General features: G+C 70.3%; 25 protein-coding genes and 1 riboswitch. Of the genes, 19 read left to right on the top strand and 6 right to left on the bottom strand.

What is annotated here, in order from left to right:
* Positions 1-80: 80 nt before the first annotated feature.
* Complete coding sequence (locus OG584_RS31340; RefSeq protein ID WP_405782845.1) at positions 81-1,271, top strand: D-alanyl-D-alanine carboxypeptidase family protein; 1,191 nt, start codon at positions 81-83, stop codon at positions 1,269-1,271.
* 90 nt (positions 1,272-1,361) lie between these two features.
* The gene (locus OG584_RS31335) at positions 1,362-1,850 is read left to right on the top strand and encodes a glutathione peroxidase (RefSeq protein ID WP_405782843.1); all 489 of its coding nucleotides are present in this window, start codon (positions 1,362-1,364) and stop codon (positions 1,848-1,850) included.
* Between the two features lie 73 nt (positions 1,851-1,923).
* On the opposite strand, the gene OG584_RS31330 is transcribed toward OG584_RS31335, so the two are convergent.
* On the bottom strand, positions 1,924-3,180 hold the full coding sequence (locus OG584_RS31330) for an acyl-CoA dehydrogenase family protein (RefSeq protein ID WP_405782841.1): 1,257 nt from the start codon (positions 3,178-3,180) through the stop codon (positions 1,924-1,926).
* Positions 3,181-3,386: 206 nt separating this feature from the next.
* On the opposite strand from OG584_RS31330, the gene OG584_RS31325 reads away from it, so the two are divergent.
* On the top strand, positions 3,387-4,028 hold the full coding sequence (locus tag OG584_RS31325) for a TetR family transcriptional regulator (protein ID WP_405782839.1): 642 nt from the start codon (positions 3,387-3,389) through the stop codon (positions 4,026-4,028).
* Between the two features lie 52 nt (positions 4,029-4,080).
* On the opposite strand, the gene def is transcribed toward OG584_RS31325, so the two are convergent.
* Positions 4,081-4,620: a peptide deformylase gene (gene def / locus OG584_RS31320; RefSeq protein WP_405782837.1), complete on the bottom strand. Its 540-nt coding sequence runs from the start codon at positions 4,618-4,620 to the stop codon at positions 4,081-4,083.
* Between the two features lie 115 nt (positions 4,621-4,735).
* On the opposite strand from def, the gene OG584_RS31315 reads away from it, so the two are divergent.
* The 5 genes from OG584_RS31315 (at position 4,736) to OG584_RS31295 (ending at position 9,165) form a co-directional block, all read left to right on the top strand.
* Positions 4,736-5,974, top strand: coding sequence for a MurT ligase domain-containing protein (locus OG584_RS31315; RefSeq protein WP_405782836.1), 1,239 nt, complete (start codon positions 4,736-4,738; stop codon positions 5,972-5,974).
* Between the two features lie 17 nt (positions 5,975-5,991).
* Positions 5,992-6,720 (top strand): type 1 glutamine amidotransferase, encoded by a 729-nt coding sequence (locus OG584_RS31310; protein WP_385019156.1) that lies wholly within the window; start codon positions 5,992-5,994, stop codon positions 6,718-6,720.
* Between the two features lie 142 nt (positions 6,721-6,862).
* Complete coding sequence (locus OG584_RS31305; protein WP_405782835.1) at positions 6,863-7,888, top strand: 6-phosphofructokinase; 1,026 nt, start codon at positions 6,863-6,865, stop codon at positions 7,886-7,888.
* A gap of 106 nt (positions 7,889-7,994) precedes the next feature.
* Positions 7,995-8,948 carry a cytochrome c oxidase assembly protein gene (locus OG584_RS31300; protein ID WP_405782833.1) on the top strand — a complete coding sequence of 318 codons (954 nt, stop codon included), beginning with the start codon at positions 7,995-7,997 and terminating at the stop codon, positions 8,946-8,948.
* A 55-nt stretch (positions 8,949-9,003) separates the two neighbouring features.
* The gene (locus OG584_RS31295; protein ID WP_405782832.1) at positions 9,004-9,165 is read left to right on the top strand and encodes a hypothetical protein; all 162 of its coding nucleotides are present in this window, start codon (positions 9,004-9,006) and stop codon (positions 9,163-9,165) included.
* Positions 9,166-9,182: 17 nt separating this feature from the next.
* Here the strand turns inward: OG584_RS31295 and OG584_RS31290 are convergent, their stop codons facing one another.
* Positions 9,183-9,578, bottom strand: coding sequence for an SSI family serine proteinase inhibitor (locus tag OG584_RS31290; RefSeq protein ID WP_405782830.1), 396 nt, complete (start codon positions 9,576-9,578; stop codon positions 9,183-9,185).
* Positions 9,579-9,776: 198 nt separating this feature from the next.
* Between OG584_RS31290 and OG584_RS31285 the strand changes: the two genes are divergently transcribed.
* Both OG584_RS31285 and OG584_RS31280 read left to right on the top strand, forming a co-directional pair.
* Entirely contained in the window at positions 9,777-10,478 is a 702-nt protein-coding gene (locus tag OG584_RS31285) for a lysophospholipid acyltransferase family protein (protein WP_405782828.1), read from the top strand.
* Positions 10,479-10,542: 64 nt separating this feature from the next.
* Complete coding sequence (locus OG584_RS31280; protein WP_405782826.1) at positions 10,543-11,577, top strand: NAD-dependent epimerase/dehydratase family protein; 1,035 nt, start codon at positions 10,543-10,545, stop codon at positions 11,575-11,577.
* Between the two features lie 25 nt (positions 11,578-11,602).
* On the opposite strand, the gene OG584_RS31275 is transcribed toward OG584_RS31280, so the two are convergent.
* On the bottom strand, positions 11,603-13,180 hold the full coding sequence (locus OG584_RS31275; protein ID WP_405782825.1) for an alpha/beta hydrolase: 1,578 nt from the start codon (positions 13,178-13,180) through the stop codon (positions 11,603-11,605).
* A 613-nt stretch (positions 13,181-13,793) separates the two neighbouring features.
* Positions 13,794-14,010, top strand: a riboswitch (cyclic di-AMP (ydaO/yuaA leader).
* Positions 14,011-14,013: 3 nt separating this feature from the next.
* On the opposite strand from OG584_RS31275, the gene OG584_RS31270 reads away from it, so the two are divergent.
* Positions 14,014-14,487 carry a C40 family peptidase gene (locus OG584_RS31270; RefSeq protein WP_405782823.1) on the top strand — a complete coding sequence of 158 codons (474 nt, stop codon included), beginning with the start codon at positions 14,014-14,016 and terminating at the stop codon, positions 14,485-14,487.
* Positions 14,488-14,534: 47 nt separating this feature from the next.
* Here the strand turns inward: OG584_RS31270 and OG584_RS31265 are convergent, their stop codons facing one another.
* Entirely contained in the window at positions 14,535-14,966 is a 432-nt protein-coding gene (locus OG584_RS31265) for an ATP-binding protein (protein ID WP_405782822.1), read from the bottom strand.
* A gap of 234 nt (positions 14,967-15,200) precedes the next feature.
* On the opposite strand from OG584_RS31265, the gene OG584_RS31260 reads away from it, so the two are divergent.
* Positions 15,201-16,058 carry a helix-turn-helix domain-containing protein gene (locus tag OG584_RS31260; protein ID WP_405782821.1) on the top strand — a complete coding sequence of 286 codons (858 nt, stop codon included), beginning with the start codon at positions 15,201-15,203 and terminating at the stop codon, positions 16,056-16,058.
* A gap of 9 nt (positions 16,059-16,067) precedes the next feature.
* Complete coding sequence (locus OG584_RS31255) at positions 16,068-16,334, top strand: DUF397 domain-containing protein (protein WP_405782820.1); 267 nt, start codon at positions 16,068-16,070, stop codon at positions 16,332-16,334.
* Positions 16,335-16,344: 10 nt separating this feature from the next.
* Here the strand turns inward: OG584_RS31255 and OG584_RS31250 are convergent, their stop codons facing one another.
* Positions 16,345-17,490 (bottom strand): 8-amino-7-oxononanoate synthase, encoded by a 1,146-nt coding sequence (locus OG584_RS31250; RefSeq protein WP_405784379.1) that lies wholly within the window; start codon positions 17,488-17,490, stop codon positions 16,345-16,347.
* Positions 17,491-17,645: 155 nt separating this feature from the next.
* Between OG584_RS31250 and bioB the strand changes: the two genes are divergently transcribed.
* From bioB to OG584_RS31220, 6 genes are all read left to right on the top strand, one after another.
* Positions 17,646-18,707, top strand: a complete 1,062-nt coding sequence (gene bioB, locus OG584_RS31245; RefSeq protein ID WP_405782819.1) for a biotin synthase BioB — start codon at positions 17,646-17,648, stop codon at positions 18,705-18,707.
* The gene (locus OG584_RS31240; RefSeq protein ID WP_405782818.1) at positions 18,700-19,971 is read left to right on the top strand and encodes an adenosylmethionine--8-amino-7-oxononanoate transaminase; all 1,272 of its coding nucleotides are present in this window, start codon (positions 18,700-18,702) and stop codon (positions 19,969-19,971) included. Before bioB ends, OG584_RS31240 begins: the two co-directional genes overlap by 8 nt.
* 24 nt (positions 19,972-19,995) lie before the next feature.
* The gene (gene bioD / locus OG584_RS31235) at positions 19,996-20,688 is read left to right on the top strand and encodes a dethiobiotin synthase (protein WP_405782817.1); all 693 of its coding nucleotides are present in this window, start codon (positions 19,996-19,998) and stop codon (positions 20,686-20,688) included.
* Positions 20,689-20,854: 166 nt separating this feature from the next.
* Positions 20,855-21,274, top strand: a complete 420-nt coding sequence (locus tag OG584_RS31230) for a GNAT family N-acetyltransferase (protein ID WP_405782816.1) — start codon at positions 20,855-20,857, stop codon at positions 21,272-21,274.
* Between the two features lie 190 nt (positions 21,275-21,464).
* Positions 21,465-22,802, top strand: a complete 1,338-nt coding sequence (locus OG584_RS31225) for a hemolysin family protein (RefSeq protein ID WP_405782815.1) — start codon at positions 21,465-21,467, stop codon at positions 22,800-22,802.
* Positions 22,799-23,833, top strand: a complete 1,035-nt coding sequence (locus tag OG584_RS31220; protein ID WP_405782814.1) for a hemolysin family protein — start codon at positions 22,799-22,801, stop codon at positions 23,831-23,833. Before OG584_RS31225 ends, OG584_RS31220 begins: the two co-directional genes overlap by 4 nt.
* Position 23,834 lies beyond the last annotated feature (1 nt).

Genomic DNA, 23,834 nt, shown 5'->3' with positions numbered 1-23,834 from the left:
GCGGCACACCACAGCGCGGAGGGGGTCCGGTCGGGCTAAGCCACGGAGCGGCCCTGCCGGACTTCTCCTACGGTGTGATCATGTCACAAGCGATGTGGTGTTCTGTCAGGATCCGTGCGGCCCTGGCCGTTTCCCTGCCCGCGCTGGTTCTCGCCTCCCTCTCGCCGTCCGCTCGGGCCGACGGCCGGCCCGTGCCGGAACCGGGTGCGCACAGCGGGCAGTCCGCCCTGTACCGCACCGGCGTCCAGGTCTCCCCCGGTGCTCCCAAGCTGCCCGCGGCGACGGCCCTGTCGTGGATGGTGACCGACCTGCGGACCGGCCGGGTGCTCGCGGCCAAGGACGCGCACCGGCCACTGCCGCCGGCCAGCACGCTCAAGACGCTCTTCGCCCTGGCCCTGTTGCCGAAATTCCCGCCGCAGGAGGTGCACCGGGCGGCCGGCACCGACCTCTCGGGGCTCCAGCCGGGGAGCAGCATGGTCGGCGTCAAGGAGGGCACCCGGTACACGGTGGCCGATCTGTGGCGCGGCGTGTTCCTGGCGTCGGGCAACGACGCGGTGCACACCCTGGCGATGATGAACGGCGGGGTACCGGCCACCCTCCGGGACATGCGGGCCGCCGCCCGACGCATCGGGGTGCAGGACACCGTCGTCAAATCCGCCGACGGATACGACACCCCCGGGCAGCACTCCTCCGCGTACGACCTGTCCGTGATCGCCCGTGCGGGGCTGCAGAATCCGGAGTTCCGTCAGTTCGCCTCGACCAGGAGGGCCCGCTTCCCGGCCGTCGGCGGCCCCGGCGCGTTCGGCATCCAGAACACCAACCGGCTGCTCGTGGGGTCCCATGGTGTTGTCCGGTACCCCGGCCTGCTCGGGGTGAAGAACGGGTACACGACGGAGGCGGGCAACACCTTGGTCACCGCGGCCCGGCGCAACGGCCGCACCCTCCTGGTGACCGTCATGAACCCGCAGGCCGGGCAGCCGAACGACGCCTACACCGAGACCAGGTCGCTGCTGGACTGGGGGTTCTCCGCTGCGCCCACGGCGTCGCCCGTGGGGGTGCTGCCCGGCCTGCCCCGGGCGCGGCCGACGGACCCCGCCGCCAGCCCGGTGCCCGCCGGGCACACACCCCCGGTCGCCGCGTCGCAGGCCGCGCGCATCGCGTTCTCGGGACGGGCGGCACTCGCTGTCACCGGCGCTCTGTCCGCAGCCGCTCTGGCCTGCGCGCTCCTGGTCGGCCGACGACGGGCACGCAAGCAGAGCGGGCGGGCCTGAGGCGCGGAAGGGCTGCCGGCGGGGCCGTCGGCCGGGCGTCCGCGGGTCTCTGGAACAGTGGGTGCCACTGACCTACGACAGGAGCTGCCGATGAACCTGTACGACATCCCGCTGCGCACCCTGACCGGCGACGCCACCTCTCTGGCCGACTACCGGGGCAAGGCGGTGCTGCTGGTGAACGTGGCCTCCAAGTGCGGTCTCACTCCGCAGTACGCCGGTCTCGAAAAGCTGCAGCAGCAGTACGGCGAGCGCGGCTTCGCTGTCATCGGCGTGCCCTGCAACCAGTTCGCGGGGCAGGAGCCCGGCAGCGCCGAGGAGATCCAGACCTTCTGCTCGGCCACGTATGGCGTGACGTTCCCGATGCTGGAGAAGACCGATGTCAACGGCGCCGGACGGCATCCGCTGTACGCGGAGCTGACGCAGGTGGCCGACGAGGCCGGCGAGGCCGGGGACGTCCAGTGGAACTTCGAGAAGTTCCTGATCTCCCCGGCGGGCGAGGTCGTCTCCCGCATCCGCCCCCGTACCGAGCCGGAGGCGCCGGAGGTAGTGGCGGCGATCGAGGCGCAGCTGCCCGCCTGAGACCGTACGGAAAAGGCCTGCGGAGGATGCCTCCGCAGGCCTTTTCCCGTGTCCGGCCGGGGTGCCCGGCCGGTCAGCGGATCTGCATGCCCGACAGGGTCCGCGCGATCACCAGGCGCTGGATCTCGCTGGTGCCTTCGAAGATGGTGTAGATCGCGGCGTCGCGGTGCATCCGCTCGACCGGGTACTCACGGGTGAATCCGTTGCCCCCCAGGATCTGGACGGCCTGGGCCGTGACCTTCTTGGCCGTCTCACTCGCGTACAGCTTCGACATGGAGCCCTCTGCCGCGGTGAACGGCTTGTTCGCGGCGGCCATCCACGAGGCACGCCAGACCAGCAGCCGCGCCGCGTCGATCTGCGTCCGCATGTCGGCGAGCTGGAAGGCGACGCCCTGGTTGTCGATGATGGGGCGGCCGAACTGGCTGCGGGTCTTCGCGTAGTCCAGCGCGACCTCGTATGCGGCGCGGGCGGTACCGACCGCCATGGCGCCGACCGCGGGCCGGGAGGCCTCGAAGGTCGCCATCGCCGCGTTCTTCACCCTCCCCCTGCCTTCGGCGGGAGGTGCCCCCACGCCGCCGCCCTGCTTCGCGCGTTCCCTGGCGCGGGCCAGCCGCTCGTCCAGCTTCTCCTTGCCGCCGAGCAGGCAGTTGCCGGGCACCCGGACGTCCTCCAGGACGACCTCCGCCGTGTGGGAGGCGCGGATGCCGTGCTTCTTGAACTTCTGCCCCTGCGAGAGGCCCGGCGTTCCCGGCGGCACGATGAACGAGGCGTGCCCCTTGGAGCCGGCCTCGGGGTCGACGACGGCGACCACGACGTGGACGTTGGCTATGCCGCCGTTCGTCGCCCACGTCTTGGTGCCGTTGAGCACCCACTCGTCCTTGACCTCGTCGTACACGGCGCGGGTACGCATCGCCGCTACGTCCGAACCGGCGTCGGGCTCGGACGAGCAGAAGGCCGCGACCTTGACGTCGGCCGCGTCGCCGTACATCTGCGGAATCCAGGTGCCGATCTGTTCCTCGGTGCCGTTGGCGAGGACGCCGACGGCGGCCAGACCGGTACCGACGATCGAGAGGGCGATCCCGGCGTCACCCCAGAAGAGCTCCTCCATGGCCACGGGGATGCCGAGACCCGTCGGGTCGAAGAACTGCTGGGCGTAGAAGTCGAGTGAGTAGATGCCGACCTTGGCCGCCTCCTGGATCACCGGCCAGGGCGTCTCCTCACGCTCGTCCCACTCGGCGGCAGCCGGGCGGATGACGTCCGCTGCGAACCCGTGGATCCAGTCGCGGACCTCCTTCTGGTCATCGTTGAGTTCGAGCGTGAACTCGGCCATGTCCCCTCCAGCACTGCGTTCCATTGACTTGTTACTTGCGGTAACCGCAGTCTGTTACTGGCAAGTAGCCCCTGTCAACCTCCGCGGTCGCCCCCGACGTGGCCCCCCGGCCGGGTGTTACGTTTCGGCGGGGGCACGGATCAATCAGCGGACGCGGCACGGTCCGCGTCACAGAGCCAGGATCGCAGGGCGGGGAAGAGGTACCTATGGGGACCACACAGGTCACACAGCAGCGCTCGGCACACAGCCGCCGCCGCGAACTGCTGGAGGCCGCCGACCGGGTCGTCCTGCGGGACGGCCCGAAAGCGTCCATGAACGCCATCGCCGCCGAGGCGGGCATCACCAAGCCCATCCTCTACCGGCACTTCGGCGACAAGGGCGGCCTCTACCGCGCTCTCGCCAAACGCCACACCGACGCACTGCTCAGCGCACTGCGCGCCGCACTGGACGCTCCGGCCGGGCGGCGCGAGCGGGTCGAGGCCACGCTGGACACCTATCTCGCGGCGATCGAGGCCAGACCGCAGGTCTACCGCTTCCTGATGCATCCAGCCGACGCCGGTCAGCAGCCCGAGCAGGCCTTCGACGTAGGGCTGCACTCGGCCCCACTGCTGCGCAGGCTGGGCGAGGAACTGGCCAAGGTGATCGCCGAACGGGTCGACCTCGGGCCGGACAGCGAGCAGCTGGCCCGGGTCTGGGGCCACGGGATCGTCGGGATGATGCACGCGGCGGGCGACTGGTGGCTCGGCGAACGGCCCTGCTCCCGGGCGCAGTTGGTCAGCAGTCTCGCCGATCTCCTGTGGGGCAGGCTCTCCGTGGCCACCGACCGCGCGGGGGGACCGGGTTTCTGAACAACCGGCCGCAGCGGCCGGCCGGCCTCCGCGGCGGAGTGCCGGACAGCAGCTAGGGAATCAGCCCGGCCTTGCGGGCGGCCCGGAGCGCGCGGCCGCGGCGCCGGCCGGAGAGCCGGTCCGTGTACATCAGGCCGTCGAGGTGGTCGCACTCGTGCTGGAGGCAGCGCGCGAAGAATCCCGTACCGCTCACGGTGACCGGGGCTCCGGTCACCGTGAAGCCCTGGACGACGGCGTGGTCGAGGCGCGGGGTGCCCGCCTCGATACCCGGCAGTGAGAGGCAGCCCTCGGCGCCCCGCACGGTGACACCGCCGGTCTCCAGCAGCCGGGGGTTGACGAGGTGCCCGAGGTGGCGGACGTCCTCGTCGTCGGGGCAGTCGTACACGAACACCCGCAGCCCGACACCGATCTGATTCGCCGCGAGGCCGACACCCCGCGCCGCGTACATCGTCGCGAACATGTCCTCGACGAGCCGGGCGAGCGACGCGTCGAAGCCCGCCACGGGCTCACAGGGCGCGTGCAGCACGGGATCGCCGTACGGACTCATCGTCCGCACGGCTCCGGAACTGCCGGGGATCGGGCGGTTTCGCATGGCGGCAAGGGTACGTTCCCGCCGCAACAGCCCCGCCCCGGCGGTGCCGAGGTCGGGCGCACGGCCGGATCTCGATAGGCTGAGCTCCGCGCCGACGCAAGGAGGATCTAGGACGATGGACGGCAACACGGAGCCGCTGTCGCCGCGGGCCAAGCTGGCCGTGACGGCAGGCAGGGCCGCGGCAGCGGTATCGCGCGCCGCGGGGCGCGGCAGCGGGTCGGTGATCGGCGGCAAGGTGGCGCTGAGGCTCGACCCGGACCTGCTCGGGCGTCTCGCCCAGCACCTGGACGTGATCCTGGTCTCGGCGACGAACGGCAAGACGACCACGACCCGCCTCATCGCCGAGGCGCTGCGGGCCGCCGGCCCCGTCGTGTCGAACGCCCTGGGGGCCAACATGCCCGCGGGTATCACCTCCGCCCTGGCCGGCGGTTCCGACTCGCGCTTCGGCGTGATCGAGGTCGACGAGAAGTACCTCGCCGGGGTCGCACGCGACACCACACCCAAGGCGATCGCCCTGCTCAACCTCTCCCGCGACCAGCTCGACCGGGCCGGCGAGACCCGCATGCTGGCGGAGAAGTGGCGCGAGGGACTGGCCGGTACGAAGGCCGTCGTCATCGCCAACGCCGATGACCCGCTCGTCGTGTGGGCCGCCTCGTCCTCCCCCACCGTGGTCTGGGTCGCGGCCGGCCAGGAGTGGAAGGACGACGCCTGGTCGTGCCCGTCCTGCGGCGGTGTGCTCCAGTGGCCGAACGACGAGTGGTTCTGCGGCGACTGCGGTTTCCGCCGTCCGGCGCCCAGCTGGGCGCTCTCCGGCGACTATGTGGTCGACCCGCACGGCTCCGCCTGGCCCATCCACCTCCAGCTGCCGGGCCGGGCGAACAAGGCGAACGCGACCACCTCCGCGGCCGTCGCCGCGACCTTCGGCGTGCCGCCACAGGTCGCCCTGGAACGGATGTACGGCGTTCAGGCCGTCGCCGGCCGGTACGACGTCGTCTCGTACCTCAACCGCGAAGTGCGCCTGCTGCTGGCCAAGAACCCGGCGGGCTGGCTGGAGACGTTCTCCCTGATCGACCCGCCGCCCACACCGGTGATCCTCGCCGTCAACGCCCGGGGCGCCGACGGCACCGACACTTCCTGGCTCTGGGACGTCGACTACACCCGGCTGGCGGGCCACCCCATCTTCGTGATCGGCGACCGCAAGCTGGACCTCGCGGTCCGCCTGGAAGTGGCCGGTCTCCAGTTCCGCGTCTGCGAGACCGTCGACGAGGCTGTCCAGTACGCGCCGCCCGGACGGATCGAACTGATCGCCAACTACACCGCGTTCCAGGACGTGCGCCGCCGCGTCGGCAACTGACCTCAGAGGAAACGATGATGAGCGACAACAGCCTGCGACTGGTGTGGGTCTACCCGGACCTGCTGAGCACATACGGCGACCAGGGCAACGCCCTGGTGGTCGAGCGCCGGGCCCGCCAGCGCGGCCTCGACGTGACCCGTATCGACGTGCGCAGCGACCAGCCCGTGCCGACATCCGGCGACATCTATCTGATCGGCGGCGGCGAGGACCGCCCGCAGCGGCTGGCGTCCGAGCGGCTGCGCAGGGACGGCGGCCTCAGCAGAGCGGCCTCCAACGGAGCGATCATCTTCTCGGTCTGCGCCGGGTACCAGATCCTCGGCCACGAGTTCATCAACGACCTCGGCGAGCGCGAGCCGGGTCTGGGGCTCCTCGACGTGATCTCGACACGCGGCGAGGGCGACCGCTGCGTCGGCGACGTGTACGGCGACATCGACCAGCGGCTCGGCCTGCCGCCGCTGACGGGTTTCGAGAACCACCAGGGCATCACCCATCTCGGACCGACGGCCCGTCCGTTCGCTCGGGTTCAGCTCGGCCGGGGCAACGGGACCGGCGACGGGACCGAGGGGGCGTACAACGACACCGTCTTCGGTACGTACATGCACGGCCCGGTGCTGGCCCGCAATCCGCAGATCGCCGATCTGCTGCTCAAACTGGCCCTGGACGTCAACGCGCTGCCTCCGACCGACGACCGCTGGTACGAGGCGCTGCGCGCCGAACGGATCGCCGTGGCGACACAGCCCGCATGAGGCCCGAAACGTACATCTGAGCGGGCGTCCAGCAGGCGGACGCCCGCTACGTCTCCATCGCCCCGCGCCGGTAGGGTGACGGGGATCCAGCCCGGACGACGTGGTCCGGTCACAGGCCCACGTTGCAAAGGTAAGTCGGGCAATGCGAATTGGTGTGCTCACCTCCGGCGGCGACTGCCCCGGCCTGAACGCCGTCATCCGCTCGGTCGTTCACCGCGCCGTCGTCGACCACGGCGACGAGGTCATCGGCTTCCACGACGGGTGGAAAGGCCTGCTCGAGTGTGACTACCGCAAGCTCGACCTCGACGCGGTGGGCGGCATTCTGGCACGCGGCGGCACGATCCTCGGCTCGTCCCGGGTGCAGCCCGCGCACCTGCGTGACGGCGTGGAGCGGGCCAGGGGCCACGTCGCTGACCTGGGGCTCGACGCGATCATCCCGATCGGGGGTGAGGGCACACTCAAGGCGGCGAACCTGCTGTCCGAGGCCGGGCTGCCGATCGTGGGCGTGCCCAAGACCATCGACAACGACATCGCCTCCACCGATGTGACCTTCGGCTTCGACACGGCCGTCGGGGTGGCGACCGAGGCACTGGACCGGCTGAAGACCACCGCCGAATCCCATCAGCGGGTGCTGATCGTGGAGGTCATGGGGCGGCACACCGGCTGGATCGCCCTGCACTCGGGGATGGCCGCTGGTGCGCACGCCATCGTCGTACCGGAGCGCCCCTTCGACATCGGGGAGCTGGCGGAGCTGGTCGGCCGGCGCTTCTCGGCGGGGAAGAAGTTCGCGATCGTGGTGGTCGCCGAGGGCGCCAAGCCGCGCGAGGGCTCGATGAGCTTCGACGTGGGAGCCAAGGACATGTACGGCCATGAGCGTTTCGCCGGTGTCGCACGTCAGCTCTCGATCGAGCTGGAGGAGCGCCTCGGCAAGGAGGCCCGTCCGGTGATACTGGGTCATGTGCAGCGCGGTGGCACCCCCACCGCGTACGACCGGGTCCTGGCGACCCGGTTCGGCTGGCACGCGGTTGAGGCCGCGCACCGCGGGGCGTTCGGCATGCTCACCGCACTGCGCGGCACCGAGATCACGATGGTGCCGCTGGCCCAGGCCGTGGAAACCCTCAAGACCGTCCCCGCCGAGCGGTACGCCGAAGCCGAGTGCGTCCTCTGAGCGTTCCGCATTCGCCCGATACGGTACGAACTGCCCCCGGCCGCAGCTGCGGCCGGGGGCAGTTCTAGTCTGGTGCGGACATCAGGCACGAATCAGGAGTGAGTGGATGGACCACAGCGGGCACGGCATGACCATGGATCTGCCGCCGTTCACGCTGGGACGGGGGCTGGGTTTCTCCGCGGACCCGTTCTTCCTGATCGGCTGTCTGGTGGGACTCGCACTGTACGGCTGGGGCGTCGTGCGGCTGCGCCGGCGCGGTGACAGCTGGCCTGTCCACCGGGTGGCGTTCTTCGCCGTCGGGGTACTGACCGTCGGCCTGACGATGTGCACCAAGCTGAACGACTACGGCATGGTCATGTTCAGCGTGCACATGGTCCAGCACATGATCATCAGCATGCTCTCCCCCATCCTGCTGCTGCTCGGCGCACCGGTGACGCTGGCGCTGCGCGCGCTGCCCGTCGCCGGGCGCGGCAACCGCAAGGGGCCGAGGGAGCTGCTGCTGATGCTGCTGCGGAGCCGCTTCATGCGGATCGTCACGCACCCGGCGTTCACCATCCCGCTGTTCATCGCCAGCCTCTACGGCCTCTACTTCACCCCGCTCTTCGACTTCCTGATGGGTTCGAAGACGGGTCACATCGCGATGATGGTCCACTTCCTCTTCGTGGGCCTGGTCTTCTTCTGGCCGATCATGGGCGTCGACCCCGGCCCGCACCGGCCGGGCTACATCATGCGGATGCTGGAACTCTTCGCCGGAATGCCCTTCCACGCGTTCTTCGGCATCGCACTGATGATGGCGACCGAGCCGATGGTGCAGGTGTACAAGCACCCGCCCGTATCGCTGGGTATCGAAGCGCTCTCCGACCAGGAGGCCGCGGGCGGTATCGCATGGGCGTTCAGCGAGATCCCGTCGGTGCTGGTCCTGATCGCCCTGGTGTTCCAGTGGTACGGCTCCGAGCAGCGCATCTCGCGCCGCTCCGACCGGGCCGAGGACCGCAACGGCGACAAGGAGCTTGCCGCCTACAACGCCTACCTGGCGTCACTCCAGGCGCGCGGCCAGTAGCGGAGAAGGCCTCCGCCGGGCGACGATGGCCCTCCACCCCCGAGGAGGAGCGGCCATGCCCGGTTCTGTGAAAACGATGGGTGTCATCACCGTGGTAGCGCTGGTCACGGTGACGGGGTATTCAACGGTGCTCGGCAGCAACGGCTGGCTGTGGTTCGGCTGGGTGGTGCTGGGCCTGGTGACGCTCGGCATGGTTGTCTCGCGCGGCAGCGGCTGAGCCGCGGACCCGGCAGCTCAGAAGCGGAAGACCGGTCCGGTCGCCGCGTCGAGCGAGCAGGCGTTGGCGAAGGTCCGGCCCCAGTGGGTGGGCCGTCCGCCCCAGGTCCCCGCGACGGTGGCCCTGACCGGGTCGGACTGCCTGGTGCAGGCGCGGGGCTCGCCGTCGAGACGGTCGAAACTCCCGCCGGACCGGGTGAGTGCCCGGCAGGCGGCCGCGGCTTCCGGATGGGTCTCGTCCTCGTCCGGCGCGCACCGCAGCAGCACGCTGCGGTCGTCGGCGGGGCGCGCGGGCGACGACACGGTGAGCAGGAGCCCGCTCGGGCGGATGGGCGGCGCACCGGCCGCCTGCGCGGGCACAGCCGTGGCGAAGGCGAGCAGAGCCGCAGCGGCGAACATCGAACGGGGGCGCATCCGGACCTCCTGGAACGCGGCACGAGAGTGTGAGGCCAGAGCACCCGCCCATCGGTCCCGGTGGCAAGACGCCACACCGCCGGTCCACCCGTACGGCCGTGGGCCTCTGCCCCGAACGGGTACCGGCGGGGTTCCGCACAGGCTGGTCCGGCAGCTACTGTGCGTCGGCACGGGCACTACGGGGAGACAGGATCGCGCTTGTTCTACTACATCCTGAAATACGCCGTTCTCGGGCCGCTCCTGAGGCTGCTGTTCCGGCCCAGGATCGAAGGGCTGGAACACATCCCGGACGAGGGTGGCGCCATTGTCGCGGGCAACCATCTGTCGTTCTCCGACCACTTCCTGTTGCCGGTCGTCCTCAGCCGGCGCATTACCTTCCTGGCGAAGCAGGAATACTTCACAGGGCCAGGGATCAAGGGACGGCTGACGGCGGCCTTCTTCCGCAGCGCCGGTCAGATCCCGGTGGACCGGTCGGGCAAGGAAGCAGGGAAGGCCGCGGTCCGCGAAGGGCTCGGGGTACTCGGCAGGGGGGAACTGCTGGGGATCTACCCGGAGGGCACCCGCTCGCACGACGGCAGGCTCTACAAGGGCAAGGTCGGGGTCGCTGTGATGGCCGTCACCGGCGGGGTGCCCGTGGTGCCGTGCGCCATGGTGGGCACCTTCGAGATCCAGCCCCCCGGGCAGCGGATGCCCAGGATCAAGCGGGTCACGATCCGCTTCGGGGAGCCGCTGGACTTCAGCCGCTACGCCGGCCTGGAGAACGAGAAAGTGGCGCTGCGGGCGGTGACCGACGAGATCATGCATGCGGTACTCGGGCTCTCCGGCCAGGAGTACGTCGACGCGTACGCCGCCGACGTGAAGGCCGCGCAGGCGAAGAAGTTCCCGAGGAAGCCGCGCTGACAGCGGATCGGCCGAGAGCAGATTCCTCTGTCGGTGCCGCGTCCCGGACCTTAGCGTCGCCTGCATGAGCATGGGAAGCGTTGTTGTTCTGGGAGCCACAGGGCAGATCGGGCGCGCGGCGGTGCGTGCGCTCGCCTCTGACGGGTGGGAGGTACGGGCCGCGTCCCGCGGGGCGGGCCGTGACGAGGCCTGGTCCGACGATGTGCGTACGGTGCGCGTCGACCGGGACAGCGAAGGCCAGCTGGCTGCCGCCCTCGGGGACGGCTGTGACGTGCTGGTCGACATGGTCGCGTACGGAGAGGACCACGCCCGGCAGCTGACCGGCCTCGCGGACCGGATCGGCTCGGCGGTGGTGATCTCCAGCGGCGCGGTGTACGCGGACGCCGAGGGACGCAGTTTCGACACACAGGGCGATCCGGAGGGTTTCCCGCGCTATCCCGTCCCGATCCCGGAGAGCCAGCGGACGGTCGAGCCCGGCCCGGCCACGTACGGCACCCGCAAGATCGCACTGGAGCGGGGCCTGCTGGCGGCGGCCCGGGAGCTGCCCGTGACGCTGGTGCGCGCGGGCGCCGTGCACGGCCCGCACTGCCGCTCGCCGCGTGAGCTGTACTTCGTGAAGCGGGCGCTGGACGGCCGGCCGGTCCGGATCCTGGCCCACGGCGGACGGAGCCGTTTCCACCCGGCGCATGTCTCCAACCTGGCCGAGATGATCCGGCTGGCTGCGCTCCGGCCGGGCGCGCGCGTGCTCAACTGCGGGGACCCCGAGGCTCCGACAGTGGCCGAGATCAGCACGGCCGTCGACGATGCCATGGGTGTACGGAGCGAGTTGGTGCTGATCGACGGCCCGGCCACGGTGGGTGACACGCCGTGGAGCGTGGACCATCCCGTGGTCTACGACATGTCTGCGGCCGAGCGGGAGTTGGAGTACCGGCCGGTGACCGGGTACGCCGATTCCCTGCCCGCGACCGTTGAGTGGCTCACCTCCCGGCTGCGGGGCAGGGACTGGCGGGAGGCCTTTCCCGCGATGGCGAAGACCTACGGCCCGCACCTCGACCTCTTCGACTACACGGCGGAGGACGCCTGGCTGGGGAGCCGCTGACCGAGCAGCCCCCCAGCCGGCTCCGTCAGGGCTGCGGTGTGGCGTGCGGACCGCACGTCACGTCGCGGCGGTCGGTGCTGCCGGTGAGCAGATAGCTGTCCACCCGGCTGTTGATGCACGGGTTGACGAGACCGGTCACCCCGTGCGACCCGGCGCCCTTCTCCACGATCAGACGTGACCCCTTGAAGCGCTTGTGCAGGTCCACAGCACCTTGGTACGGGGTGGCGGCATCTCTGGTCGACTGCACGATCAGTACAGGCGGGAGCCCCTTGCCGCTGTGGACGTTCACCGGGGTCCGCTGCTTCGCGGGCCAGGTGGCGCACGGCAGGTTCATCCATGCGTTGGACCAGGTGAGGAACGGGTAGTCCTTGTTGAGCCGGGTGTTGTCCCGGTCCCATGTCCGCCAGTCGGTCGGCCACTTGGCATCGGCGCACTCGACTGCCGTGTAGACGGCTGTGCCGTTCTCCGCCGAGATATTGCCCGCGGTGTCCGACATATCGGGCCCCGCGGCCTCGATCAGCGGCTTGGGGTCACCGCCGAGATACTGGCTCCATGCCTTGGCGACCGGCGCCCAGGAGGAGTCGTAGTACGGAGCGTTCTGGAAGAACCCGAGCAACTCGGCCGGGCCCACGATCCCGCCGATCGGATGCTTCTTCGCCGTGGCCCGCAGCTTCACCCACTGCTGCTCGACGGCCCCGGCCGTCTTCCCGATATGGAACGTGGCGTCGTTGGCGGCGACCCAGTTCTGCCAGTCGCCCCAGCGGCCCTGGAAGGCGACGTCCTGATTGAGGTTGGCCCGGTACCAGATGTTCGATCGTTCCGGGTCGACCACGCTGTCCACGATCATCCGCCGGACGTGGCCAGGGAAGAGCGTTCCGTACACCGCGCCGAGATAGGTGCCGTAGGAGACACCCAGGTAGTTGAGTTTCTTCTCGCCGAGCGCCGCCCTGATGACGTCCAGGTCACGAGCGGTGTTCGGCGTGGTCATGTACGGGAGCATCGCCCCGCTGCGCTTCTCGCAGCCGTCCGCGTACTGCGCCGCGAGCTTGCGCTGAACCCGCTTGTCGGCGGCGCTGTCCGGGACGGGATCCGCCTTCGGAGCACTGACGTACTTCTGCGGGTCGACGCACGAGAGGGGTGCCGAGTGGCCCACACCCCGGGGGTCGAAGCCCACGAAGTCGTACGCCTTCGCGGTGTTGACCCAGAGTGCGCTCCTGGTGGTGGTCCTGATGGGGAAGCGCATGCCCGAACCGCCGGGGCCACCGGGGTTGTAGACGAGGGAGCCCTGCCGCTGCGACGCGGTGCCGGTGCTCGCGGCGCGGTCCACCGCCAGCTTGATCGTCCGGCCGTCCGGGTGCGCGTAGTCGACCGGCACGGTCACCCAGCCGCACTGGACCGGCTTGGCGAGCGCCCAGTCCGCGGGACAGTCCCGCCAGTCGATCCCCGCCCTCGCCGCGCGGGCGGCGGCGACGGCCGCACCGTGCGCCTCCGGGCCGGTGCGACCGCGGCCGTCGGCGGTGGCCGACGGTGCAGCCATGGCGCCCGCTATGAGAGTCGCCGCGGCCAGAGCGCCGGCCGAGCCGAGCACTGCGGTGCGTCTCACGTGGTACCTCCCCCTCTGCGAAGCGCCGTTCGCACGGCGCTCTCCAGTACGTACGGGGATCCTTGCGTGTGAACAGTCCCTGACAACAGGGCGCATCGGGGTTCTTTGCCAACCCGAAATGCGGAGATCCTGGTCCGATGAGCGGTTCAGCCCCAGCCAAAGGGCCCTGCATCGGGCCCGTCCGCCCGGCGGTTGGGCCCCGGTCGCCACAGCGGCCCGCAACGCGGAACCGGGACAGAGGAGTTCGGCCGGGCACCGCTGCCGCGCCCAGCACCCGGCGCCCACTCGGCCGGCAGGCGGCCCGCCCATCCTTTCGGCGGGCGCCGTTACACCGATGGACGCCCCCCGGAAGGCGTAGCCGGGCGGTGTTCCGGCTGTCGCGCCGAGTTGCACATCGCACCGGCCGACCCGCCCCTGACTACTGCTCCGCCCCAGGTGGGGGACGTGCGGCCACAGGAAAACCTGCCGCAGCGCCGTCGGTATCCACCCGAACAGGCCATCGGCACGAACCAGTACAAATCGGCGCGGTCAGCCAGAAATCCGCCCTGCCATGGGTGAAGATCCGGGAGACGACAAGCCCCCGCCACCACGGCGGGGCGGTCCGGGCGGACGCCGAGTCCTGCCGCCGTACCCGGATGTCTGGTCGACACGAGTGGATCGGCAGGAGTGGAGGACCCAAGCAGTCCGGGGCGACAGCGACGTCGCTCCTTGGGGTGAAGCCGCCCGGCGGGCAACCGACTTGATCAGTCGGCTGTTCCGCCGGGCGGCCGGGCAACTTCGCCGGCCCGAACCCGACAGGTCATCCTTCACAGGCGGTTTGCGAAGGGTTGCGCATGACTGCGCAGATTCATATCCCGTCTCTGCTCACCCGGGCCGGAACCGCCTCGGCCCTCACCCTCGCCGCAGTTGCGGGGACCTCTCTGGCGCCGGGTGCGACCACCGAAGCCCAGGCCGCCATGCACGCCGTCAGAGCCGTGCAGGTAGCGGCCTCCAAGAAGGGCTCGCCCTATCAGTGGGGGGCGGCGGGGCCATCGCGGTTCGACTGCTCGGGGCTGACGCTCTACTCGTACAAACAGGCAGGGAAGAAACTGCCGCGCACCGCTCAGGCGCAGTACAACCGGGTGCGCCACATCTCGGCCTCCGGACGGGCCCGGGGCGACCTGGTGTTCTTCCACTACGGCCGCAGCGTCTACCACGTCGGTATTTACGCCGGGCACGGGAAGATCTGGCACTCCCCCAAGACCGGCGCAGTGGTGAGGCTGGAGAAGATCTGGACCGGCAGCGTCTGGTACGGCCGGGTGGGCTGAAGCCGTAAGCCCCCTGATGCCGTAAGTTCCTCTGTTCGCAGGTGCGTTCAGCCCTGGGCCGTGGCAGTCCAGGGCAGGGCGATCCATACCGTCTTGCCGCCCTCCCGGGTGGGCGTGACGGTCAGCCGGCCGCCGTTCTCGGCTGCGAGCCAGCGGATGATGACCATGCCCCGGCCGTTGTCCTGCTGTACGGCAGCGGGCAGGCGTTGGGGCCAGCGCGGATGACTGTCAGTGACGCCGATACAGAGCCGTTCGTCCCGCTCGAGGACGGTTTCCACGGTGAAGGTGGGCGACGCCCCGAAGGTGTGCTGCACCGCGTTGGTCGCGAGCTCCGAGACGATCAGCCTGATGGTGTCGGCCAGCTCGGCTTCAGGAGACAGCCCCCATTCGGTGAGCACTCGGGCCACGAACGTCCGCGCTGCCGGAACCGAGGCCGGCTCGCTCGGCAGCGTGACGGATGCTTCCTGGTGGTCTGCCATGGCGGCCTGCCCCTTTCCCACCGATGAAGGCGCCGGCCTCGTGACGAATGCACTCCGAGGACGGCTTCGGGTGGCGCTTTGTACCAGCGTGACACTCATAGTGACCGCAGTACCCGTCATCCACCAAGATGTGCATATATCTGTCGCTCAAAGTGATGAACTCTGCGACGCGGAGCCGTATTTGACGTCCGGTCTGGCACGTTTGCGGAAACGGCCGGCCGGAGGGAGAGCCGCGTGCGCAGCAGCCCGGCGGTGCGCCGCGTCAAACTCGGCGCGGAGCTGCGTCGGTTGCGCGTCCTGGCCGGTCTGACCAGCGCGTCCGCAGCCCGGCTGGTGGGCTGGCACCAGTCGAAGGTGAGCAGGATCGAGACGGGCCGCAGCGGCGTACGGCCGTCGGACGTGGTGCTGCTGCTCGATGCCTACGGGGTACGGGACGACCGCCAGCGCGAGCTCCTGGAGGCACTGTCCGGCGCGGGGGCCGCCGAGGGTGCCGGTTGGTGGCACACCTACCGGGGCCTGCTGCCCGCGCAGTACCGGGACTTCATCAGACTGGAGTCCCAGGCGTGCACGGCTCACACCTTCGAAACGTCGGTGATGCCGGGGCTGCTGCAGACACCCGGCTACGCGAAAGCGGTGACGCGGGCTTCACTGGACGGACCGGCCGCCCGGACCGTGGACTCACTGGTCGACGTACGACTGGCCCGGCAGAGGGTACTGAGCGCGGATCCGCCCCTGGAGCTCAGTGCGGTCGTCGATGAAGCGGCTCTGCACCGGCGGATCGGCGGCCTCCGGGTGATGGCGGAGCAGTTGCGGCACGTGAGGGAGGTCGCGCAGCTTCCCCATGTGAACCTGCAGGTCATGCCATTCGCCGTCGGCGGATATATCGGACTGACCGGCTCTTTCACAATCTTCTCCTTTCCGAACATCATTGATCTGGATGTGGTCGTTCTCGACCACTTGATGACTAGCCGCTATCTGGAACGGAAAGAAGACCTTGAGGCGTACAGCGCCGCGTTCCGCAGGATCCAGGCGCTCGCCCTTCCACAGAAGGAATCGTTGGATCTCATCGCCGGGGTCGCTGACGGCGTCTAGGGAGTCATCATGTCCGCACGAACTACGCCCTTCCCTTCCAGCAGTTCTCAGTCCCGTGCTCCGCTTCCCAGCACCTGTCTGCCCCGTGCTCAGTGGCGGCGCAGCAGCCGCAGTACCGGGATGAACAACTGTGTCGAGGCCGCGTCACTCGACGGCGGCCTGCTGGCCGTCCGGGACTCCAAGCGTGTGAACCGCCCCGCGCTGCTTTTCGCAGCGGGCACCTGGACCAGCTTCCTGGCCGCGTTACGCGACCGGGAACTGCGACGCGTGGGGTAACCGGCAGCGGTCATCCGGTGGGCGCGGTCCGCAGGACCGTGTCCACCGCCCACTCGATCTGTTCCGGCGTCAGGTCGGCACGTGCGGTGAGCCGCAGCCGCGAGACACCGTCCGGCACTGACGGCGGGCGGAAGCAACCGACCCACAGTCCGGCGTCGCGGCAGTCGGCGGCCCAGCGCACCGCCTTGCCGGGCGAAGGGGCGAGGACGGATACGACGGCGGCCTGCGGGCGTACCGCGCTGAGCCCACCCGCGGTCAGACGTGTGTGCAAGGTGTGCGCGACCGTGCGGGCACAGCCGGCCAGCTGCGGCTCATCGCTCAGCAGTCGCAGGCTCGCCAGAGCGGCACCCGCGGCGGCCGGCGCAAGACCCGTGTCGAAGATGAAGGTGCGCGCCGCGTTGACCAGGTGTTCGATGACGCGGGCCGGACCGAGGACCGCGCCTCCCTGGCTGCCCAGCGACTTCGACAGGGTGACCGTGGAGACGACGTCGGGCGCGCCCGCGAGGCCCGCCGCGTGGACGGCGCCGCGCCCGCCGTCGCCGAGCACGCCGAGTCCGTGCGCGTCATCGGCGATGAGCGCCGCACCGTACGTGCGGCAGACCGCGGCCAGCTCCGGCAGGGGCGCGGCGTCGCCGTCGACCGAGAAGACCGAGTCGGTGACAGCGACGGCGCGGCCGCCGCCATGGGCGCCGAGCGCCTTGCCCACCGCCTCGGGGTCGCTGTGCGGGACGACTTCGGTCGCTGCCCTGGAGAGTCTGCAGCCGTCGACGATCGAGGCGTGGTTGCCGGCGTCCGAGACGATCAGGGAGTCCCTGCCGGTCAGCGCGGTGAGCACGGCGAGGTTGGCTGCGTACCCGGACGAGAAGACCAGCGCCGCCTCGAAACCGCCGAACTGCGCCAGCTCGCGCTCCAGTTCGGCGTGGAGCGCCGTGGAGCCCGTGACCAGCCGCGAACCTGTCGCCCCCGCACCCCAGCGGCGGGCGGCCTCGGCTGCGGCCCCGGTGATCTCCGGCCGGCGGGTCAGCCCCAGGTAGTCGTTGCTCGCGAGGTCCAGCACGTCGGGGGCCGCGGCCCGTGGCGTGAGTGTGCGTACGAGCCCGGCGTCCGCCCGGCGGCGCGCCTCGGTGTCGGTCCACTCGAAGGCCGCTCGGGGCATGGCTGAGGGCATGATCGGTCCCTTTTTGTAGGCAGTTCACAGACCCTAACCGGGGTGATGCGGGGTCAGCGTGTGGCAATACACACACCTCAGGTCGGCGGTGTTGTTCGGTTCCTCCTTGGCCGGAGACGGTGCCGTAGGCCAGGATCACCCCTATGGACCTGCTGAACACGCTGGTGGACAAGGGGCTGCGGCGCGAACTGCCGAGCCGTGAAGAGGCGCTCGCCGTACTGGCGACGACCGACGATGAACTGCTGGACGTGGTGGCGGCCGCCGGGAAAGTGCGCCGCCAGTGGTTCGGGCGGCGGGTGAAACTCAACTACCTCGTCAATCTCAAATCGGGCCTCTGCCCGGAGGACTGCTCCTACTGCTCACAGCGGCTGGGCTCCAAGGCGGAGATCCTCAAGTACACCTGGCTGAAGCCGGACGAGGCGTCGAAGGCGGCGGCCGCCGGAGTGGCTGGCGGCGCGAAGCGGGTCTGTCTGGTCGCCAGCGGCCGCGGACCGACGGACCGCGATGTCGACCGCGTTTCGGAGACGATCGAGGCAATCAAGGAGCAGAACGAGGACGTCGAGGTCTGCGCCTGCCTCGGGCTGCTCAAGGACGGTCAGGCGGAACGGCTGCGAGCGGCCGGGGCCGACGCGTACAACCACAATCTAAATACGTCGGAAGCCACCTACGCCGACATCTGCTCCACCCACGACTTCTCGGACCGGGTCGAGACGGTCCAGCACGCCCAGGCCGCCGGACTCTCGGCCTGCTCGGGCCTGATCGCCGGCATGGGCGAGAGCGACGCCGACCTGGTCGACGTGGTCTTCGCGCTGCGGGCCCTCGACCCCGACTCGGTACCGGTGAACTTCCTGATCCCCATGGAGGGCACCCCACTGGCCGGGGAGTGGCATCTGACCCCGCAGCGGTGCCTGCGCATCCTGGCGATGGTGCGGTTCGTCTGCCCGGACGCGGAAGTACGGCTCGCCGGAGGACGCGAGGTGCATCTGCGCTCGTTGCAGCCGCTCGCCCTGCACCTCGTCAACTCGATCTTCCTCGGCGACTACCTGACCAGCGAGGGCCAGGCCGGCCGGGCCGACCTGGACATGATCGCCGATGCCGGATTCGAGGTGGAGGGCTCGGGGACGACGACGCTGCCCGGCCACCGTGAGGGGCTCGTATCGGTACGCCGCAGGGGCGCCGGGACGGAACTCGCGCCCAATGCGTGACCCGGCCGCGTTGCTCGACCTCGACCGGCGCCACGTCTGGCACCCCTACGGACCGATGCCCGGCAGGCAGGAGCCACTGCTCGTCGAGTCGGCGTCCGGCGTCCGGCTGCGTGTCGCCGGTGCCGGTGACCTGGTGGACGGCATGTCGTCCTGGTGGTCGGCGATCCACGGGTACAACCACCCGGTGCTCAACGAGGCGGCACGCGGCCAGCTGGACCGGATGAGCCATGTGATGTTCGGCGGGCTCACCCATGAGCCCGCCGTCCGTCTCGCGGCGAAGCTGGTCGAGATCACCCCGGAACCGCTCCAGCATGTGTTCCTCGCGGACTCGGGTTCGGTGTCGGTCGAGGTCGCGGTCAAGATGTGTCTGCAGTACTGGCGTTCGGTGGGCCGCCCGGCCAAGCAGCGGCTGCTGACCTGGCGGGGCGGTTACCACGGGGACACCTGGCAGCCCATGTCGGTGTGCGATCCCGAGGGCGGGATGCACGAACTGTGGTCGGGGGTGCTGCCGCGGCAGATCTTCGCGGACGCGCCCCCGGCCGACTACGAACAGGGGTACGCCGACCACCTCCAGGAGCTGATCGGCCGGCATGCGCATGAGCTGGCAGCGGTGATCGTGGAACCGGTGGTCCAGGGTGCGGGCGGGATGCGCTTCCACTCCCCCGCGTATCTGAGGGTGCTCCGCGAGGCATGCGACGCGCACGGTGTGCTCCTCGTCTTTGATGAGATCGCCACCGGATTCGGCCGTACGGGAAAACTCTTCGCAGCGGGACACGCAGGCGTCTCACCGGACGTGATGTGTGTGGGCAAGGCCCTGACCGGGGGCTATCTGACCATGGCGGCGACGCTCTGCACTTCGCGCGTGGCCGAGGGGATTGCCCGGGGAGAGGTGCCGGTGCTGGCCCACGGGCCGACGTTCATGGGCAATCCGCTGGCCGCCGCGGTGGCCTGCGCCTCGGTGGAGCTGCTGCTCGGGCAGGACTGGGAGCGTGAGATCAAGCGTCTGGAGACAGCCTTGACGGACGGTCTCTCCGGGGCGGCGGAACTGCCCGGTGTCCGTGATGTCCGGGTGCTCGGCGCGATCGGGGTCGTCCAGCTCGACCACGAGGTGGACATGGCGGCGGCGACCAGGGCGGCGGTGCGAGAGGGCGTCTGGCTGCGGCCCTTCCGCGATCTCGTCTACACCATGCCGCCCTACATCACCGGTGATCAGGACGTGGCCCGGATCTGCCGTGCGGTGATCGCGGTGGCCCGGGAGGCATGACATGACGACTGCGGGAGGCACGACATGACGATTCTCGTGGTGACGGGAACCGGTACCGAGATCGGCAAGACGGTGGTGACCGCCGCGGTGGCGGCCGCCGCCGGAGGCAGGTCCGTCGCCGTGCTGAAGCCGGCGCAGACCGGGCTGCTTCCCGGCGAGCACGGCGACGCGGCCGAGGTGGCGCGGCTCGCCGGGGCGGTGACGGCAGTCGAACTCGCCCGTTTCCCGGACCCGTTGGCCCCCGCGACGGCCGCACGGCGCGCGGGGCTCACACCGCTGAACCCGCGGGACGTGGCGGACGCCGCGCTGAAGCTGGCCACCGAGCACGACCTGGTGCTGGTCGAGGGCGCGGGCGGGCTGCTCGTACGGTTCGACGACGAGGGCGGCACGCTGGCGGACGCGGCCGGCCTGATGGGGGCGCCGGTCCTGGTGGTCGCCCCCGCCGGCCTGGGCACGCTGAACTCGGCCGCGCTGACCGCCGAGGCCCTGCGTGCGCGGCGGCTGGACTGCGTGGGCGTCGTCATCGGCAGCTGGCCGGCCGAGCCCGGCCTGGACGCCCGGTGCAATCTGCTGGACCTGCCGGTGGCCGCCGGGGCCCCGCTGCTGGGCGCGGTGCCGGAAGGCGCCGGCCGGCTGGCGCCCGCCGTCTTCCGCGACCGGGCCCGGAGCTGGCTCGCACCGCGGCTCGGCGGGACCTACGGCCCGACGTCCGCCTGACCTGCCACGCGGGCGCGGCTGCCGGCGCCGGGTCGGGTCGGGTCGGGGTCGGGGTCGGTCCCAACACGGTTTCCGGAGGCGGACGTTACGCCGCCCGCGGGTGAGGCTCCCGGACGCGGGCGGAAAGCGCGGGCCGAACAGCCCTGCGCTCTGGTTGACTCGCCCCATGAGTGATCTTCACATCCGCAGCGCCGCTCACGGGGACGTCGACGCGGTGCTGCGTTTCTGGCGTACCGCCGCTGAAGGAACCAGCATCAGCGACGACCGCGACGGGGTCGCACGGCTCATCACGAGGGACCCCGGAGCTCTGCTCCTCGCGGAGCGCGACGGTCTGCTCGTGGGGACCGTGATAGCGGGCTTCGACGGCTGGCGGTGTTCCGCCTACCGGCTCGCCGTGAGCCCGGACCACCGGCGGCAGGGCATTGCGGCCGCCCTGATGGACGCGGCGGAAGAGCGGTTCACCGCGCTGGGCGGGCGGCGGGCCGACGCCATGGTCCTGGAGGCCAATGAACGGGCTCATCACACGTGGGCAGCGGCTGGCTACCATCGCGAGGACCACTGGCGCCGCTGGGTCAAAGCGCTGTGACTGGCAGGGCAGCCACCTGCCGTCCGATACATCGATACGTCGACGCCTTCACACTTTGCCGATCCTTTACCATGGCTGTCCGCCACTTCACCGACCGAGAGGTGTGAGAGTCCGCCCATGGGCGAGCCCCCAGTAGCCGATATCGCGCGTTCCTCCACTCCCTGGCCGATCATGGGACGGAGGTGAACCGATGACCGAAGTGCTTCTGCTCATCGTGGCGCTGCTGCTCTCACTGGCCTGCTCGGGTTTTGTCGCTGCGGAGTTCTCGCTCACGACAGTCGAGCGCGGGGAACTCGAACAGGCCGCCGAACGGGGTGAGCGCGGCGCGGCGAGCGCACTGCGGGCGGTGCGCGGCCTCACCTTCCAGTTGTCCGGTGCTCAGCTCGGCATCACCGTCACGAACCTGGTGATCGGCATGCTCGCGGAACCCTCGATCGGGAAACTGCTGCGCGGACCCATCGAATCAGCGGGCCTCTCGGCAGGCGCGGCCTCGTCAGTGGGTCTGGTGATCGGTACCGCGCTCTCCACCGTGTTCCTGATGGTCGTCGGCGAGCTGGTGCCGAAGAACTGGGCCATCTCCTCGCCGCTGGCCGTGGCCAAGGTGGTGGCCACTCCGCAGCGGTACTTCAGTGCCGTGTTCCGCCCGCTCATCAGCCACCTGAACAACACGGCCAACCGGCTGCTGCGACGGCTCGGCATGGAACCGCAGGAGGAACTGGCGTCGGCCCGTTCCCCCCAGGAGCTGGTCGCACTGGCCCGGCACTCCGCGAAGGCGGGCGCGCTGGAGGAGGACACCGCCGAGCGGTTCGTCCGCACACTCAATCTGGCGGATCTGACCGCGGAGAACGTGATGACCCCCCGGGTCCAGGTGGTGGCACTCGACGTGCAGGCCTGTGCGGAGGACGTCGCCAACGCCACCCGCGCCACCGGCCTGTCACGCTTCCCGGTCTACCGCGGCAGCCTCGACCAGGTCGTCGGGGTCGCCGACATCAAGGACGTCCTCGCCCTCCCTGGCGAGCGCAGGCCCCGTTCTCCCGTCTCCGAGCTGCTCCGCGAGCCACTGCTCGTGCCGGAGACCCTCACCGTGGACCGGCTGCTCGACCGTATGTACGGCAAGCGGACGATGGCCGTGGTGATCGACGAGTACGGCGGGACGGCCGGTGTCGTCACGCTGGAGGACATCGTCGAGGAAGTGGTCGGCGAGGTACGCGACGAGCACGACCCGCACGAAACGCCGGACCTGGCCGGCGCGGGCGAGGACGCGGAGGGCAGGCCGGTCTACTCCGTCGACGGGGCCGCCAGGACCGACCAGCTGGAGTCGATCGGGCTGCGCGTGGCCGATGGCCCGTACGAGACGCTGGCGGGTCTGGTCGCCACCGAGCTGGGACGGATCCCGGCCGAGGGCGACCGTGTCGAACTGGCCGGCTGGCGGATCGATGTGCTGGACGCGAGCGGGCGGCGCGCTGCCCGGCTGCTCTTGCACGCGCCGGCGGCGGCCGAGGGCGACGAGGAAGAGGACGCGCGATGACCTTTGTCCAGCTGTTCATCGGGCTGCTGACGCTCGTCGCCAACGCCTTCTTCGTCGGTGGTGAATTCGCCCTGATCTCCGTCCGGCGCAGCCAGATCGAACCAGCGGCGGAGGAGGGCGACCGGCGGGCGCGGAGTGTGCTGTGGGGACTGGAGCATCTGTCGGCGCTGATGGCGGCGGCGCAGCTGGGCATCACCCTCTGCACGCTGGTGCTCGGTGTGGTCGCCGAACCAGCCATCGCGCATCTGCTGGAGCCGGTCTTCCACGGCGTGGGGCTCCCCACCGGAGTCATCCATCCGGTCTCGTTCGTCATCGCCCTCACCGTGGCCACCTATCTGCACATGCTCTTCGGCGAGATGGTCCCGAAGAACATCGCTCTGGCAGGCCCTGTACGGACAGCTCTGCTGTTCGGTCCGCCGCTGGTCGCACTGGCGCGTGCGCTGCGTCCGGTGATCTTCGCGATCAACTCCTTCGCCAACGCCCTGCTGAGGCTGCTCCGGGTCGAGGCGAAGAGCGAGGTGGCTGCGACGTTCACGGACGACGAGCTGGCCCGCATGGTGACCGACGCCTCGGAGGCCGGGCTGCTCGACGACCGGGCGAGCGAACGGCTGCACGACGCGCTGGAGCTGGGCCGGCGGCCGGTGCGCGATGTGATCGTGCCACTGAAGCAGGTGGTGTACGCGCGTCTCGGCACGACCCCGGAGAAGCTGGAACAGCTGTCGGTCGAGTCCGGTTTCTCGCGCTTCCCTGTGGTCGACGACGACCGGCGGATTCTCGGCTACCTGCACGTCAAGGACGCCTTGGACGCGATGCCCCGCGATCTGCCGTTCACGGTCCCCGCGATGCGGGCGATCGCCCGGGTGCGGGCCGCGGACCCCCTGGACGATGTGCTGACCGCGATGCGCCGCAGCCGTACACACCTGGCGGCGGTGATGGGCGACGACGGCACGCTCACCGGTCTGGTGACGATGGAGGACGTACTGCGGGAACTGGTCGGGCGGCCGACGGCCCCGGCCGGGACGGGCGACTGAC

Source organism: Streptomyces sp. NBC_00859 (assembly GCF_045161865.1).
GTDB lineage: Bacteria > Actinomycetota > Actinomycetes > Streptomycetales > Streptomycetaceae > Streptomyces.
This window is presented reverse-complemented; position numbering and strand designations above follow the sequence as displayed.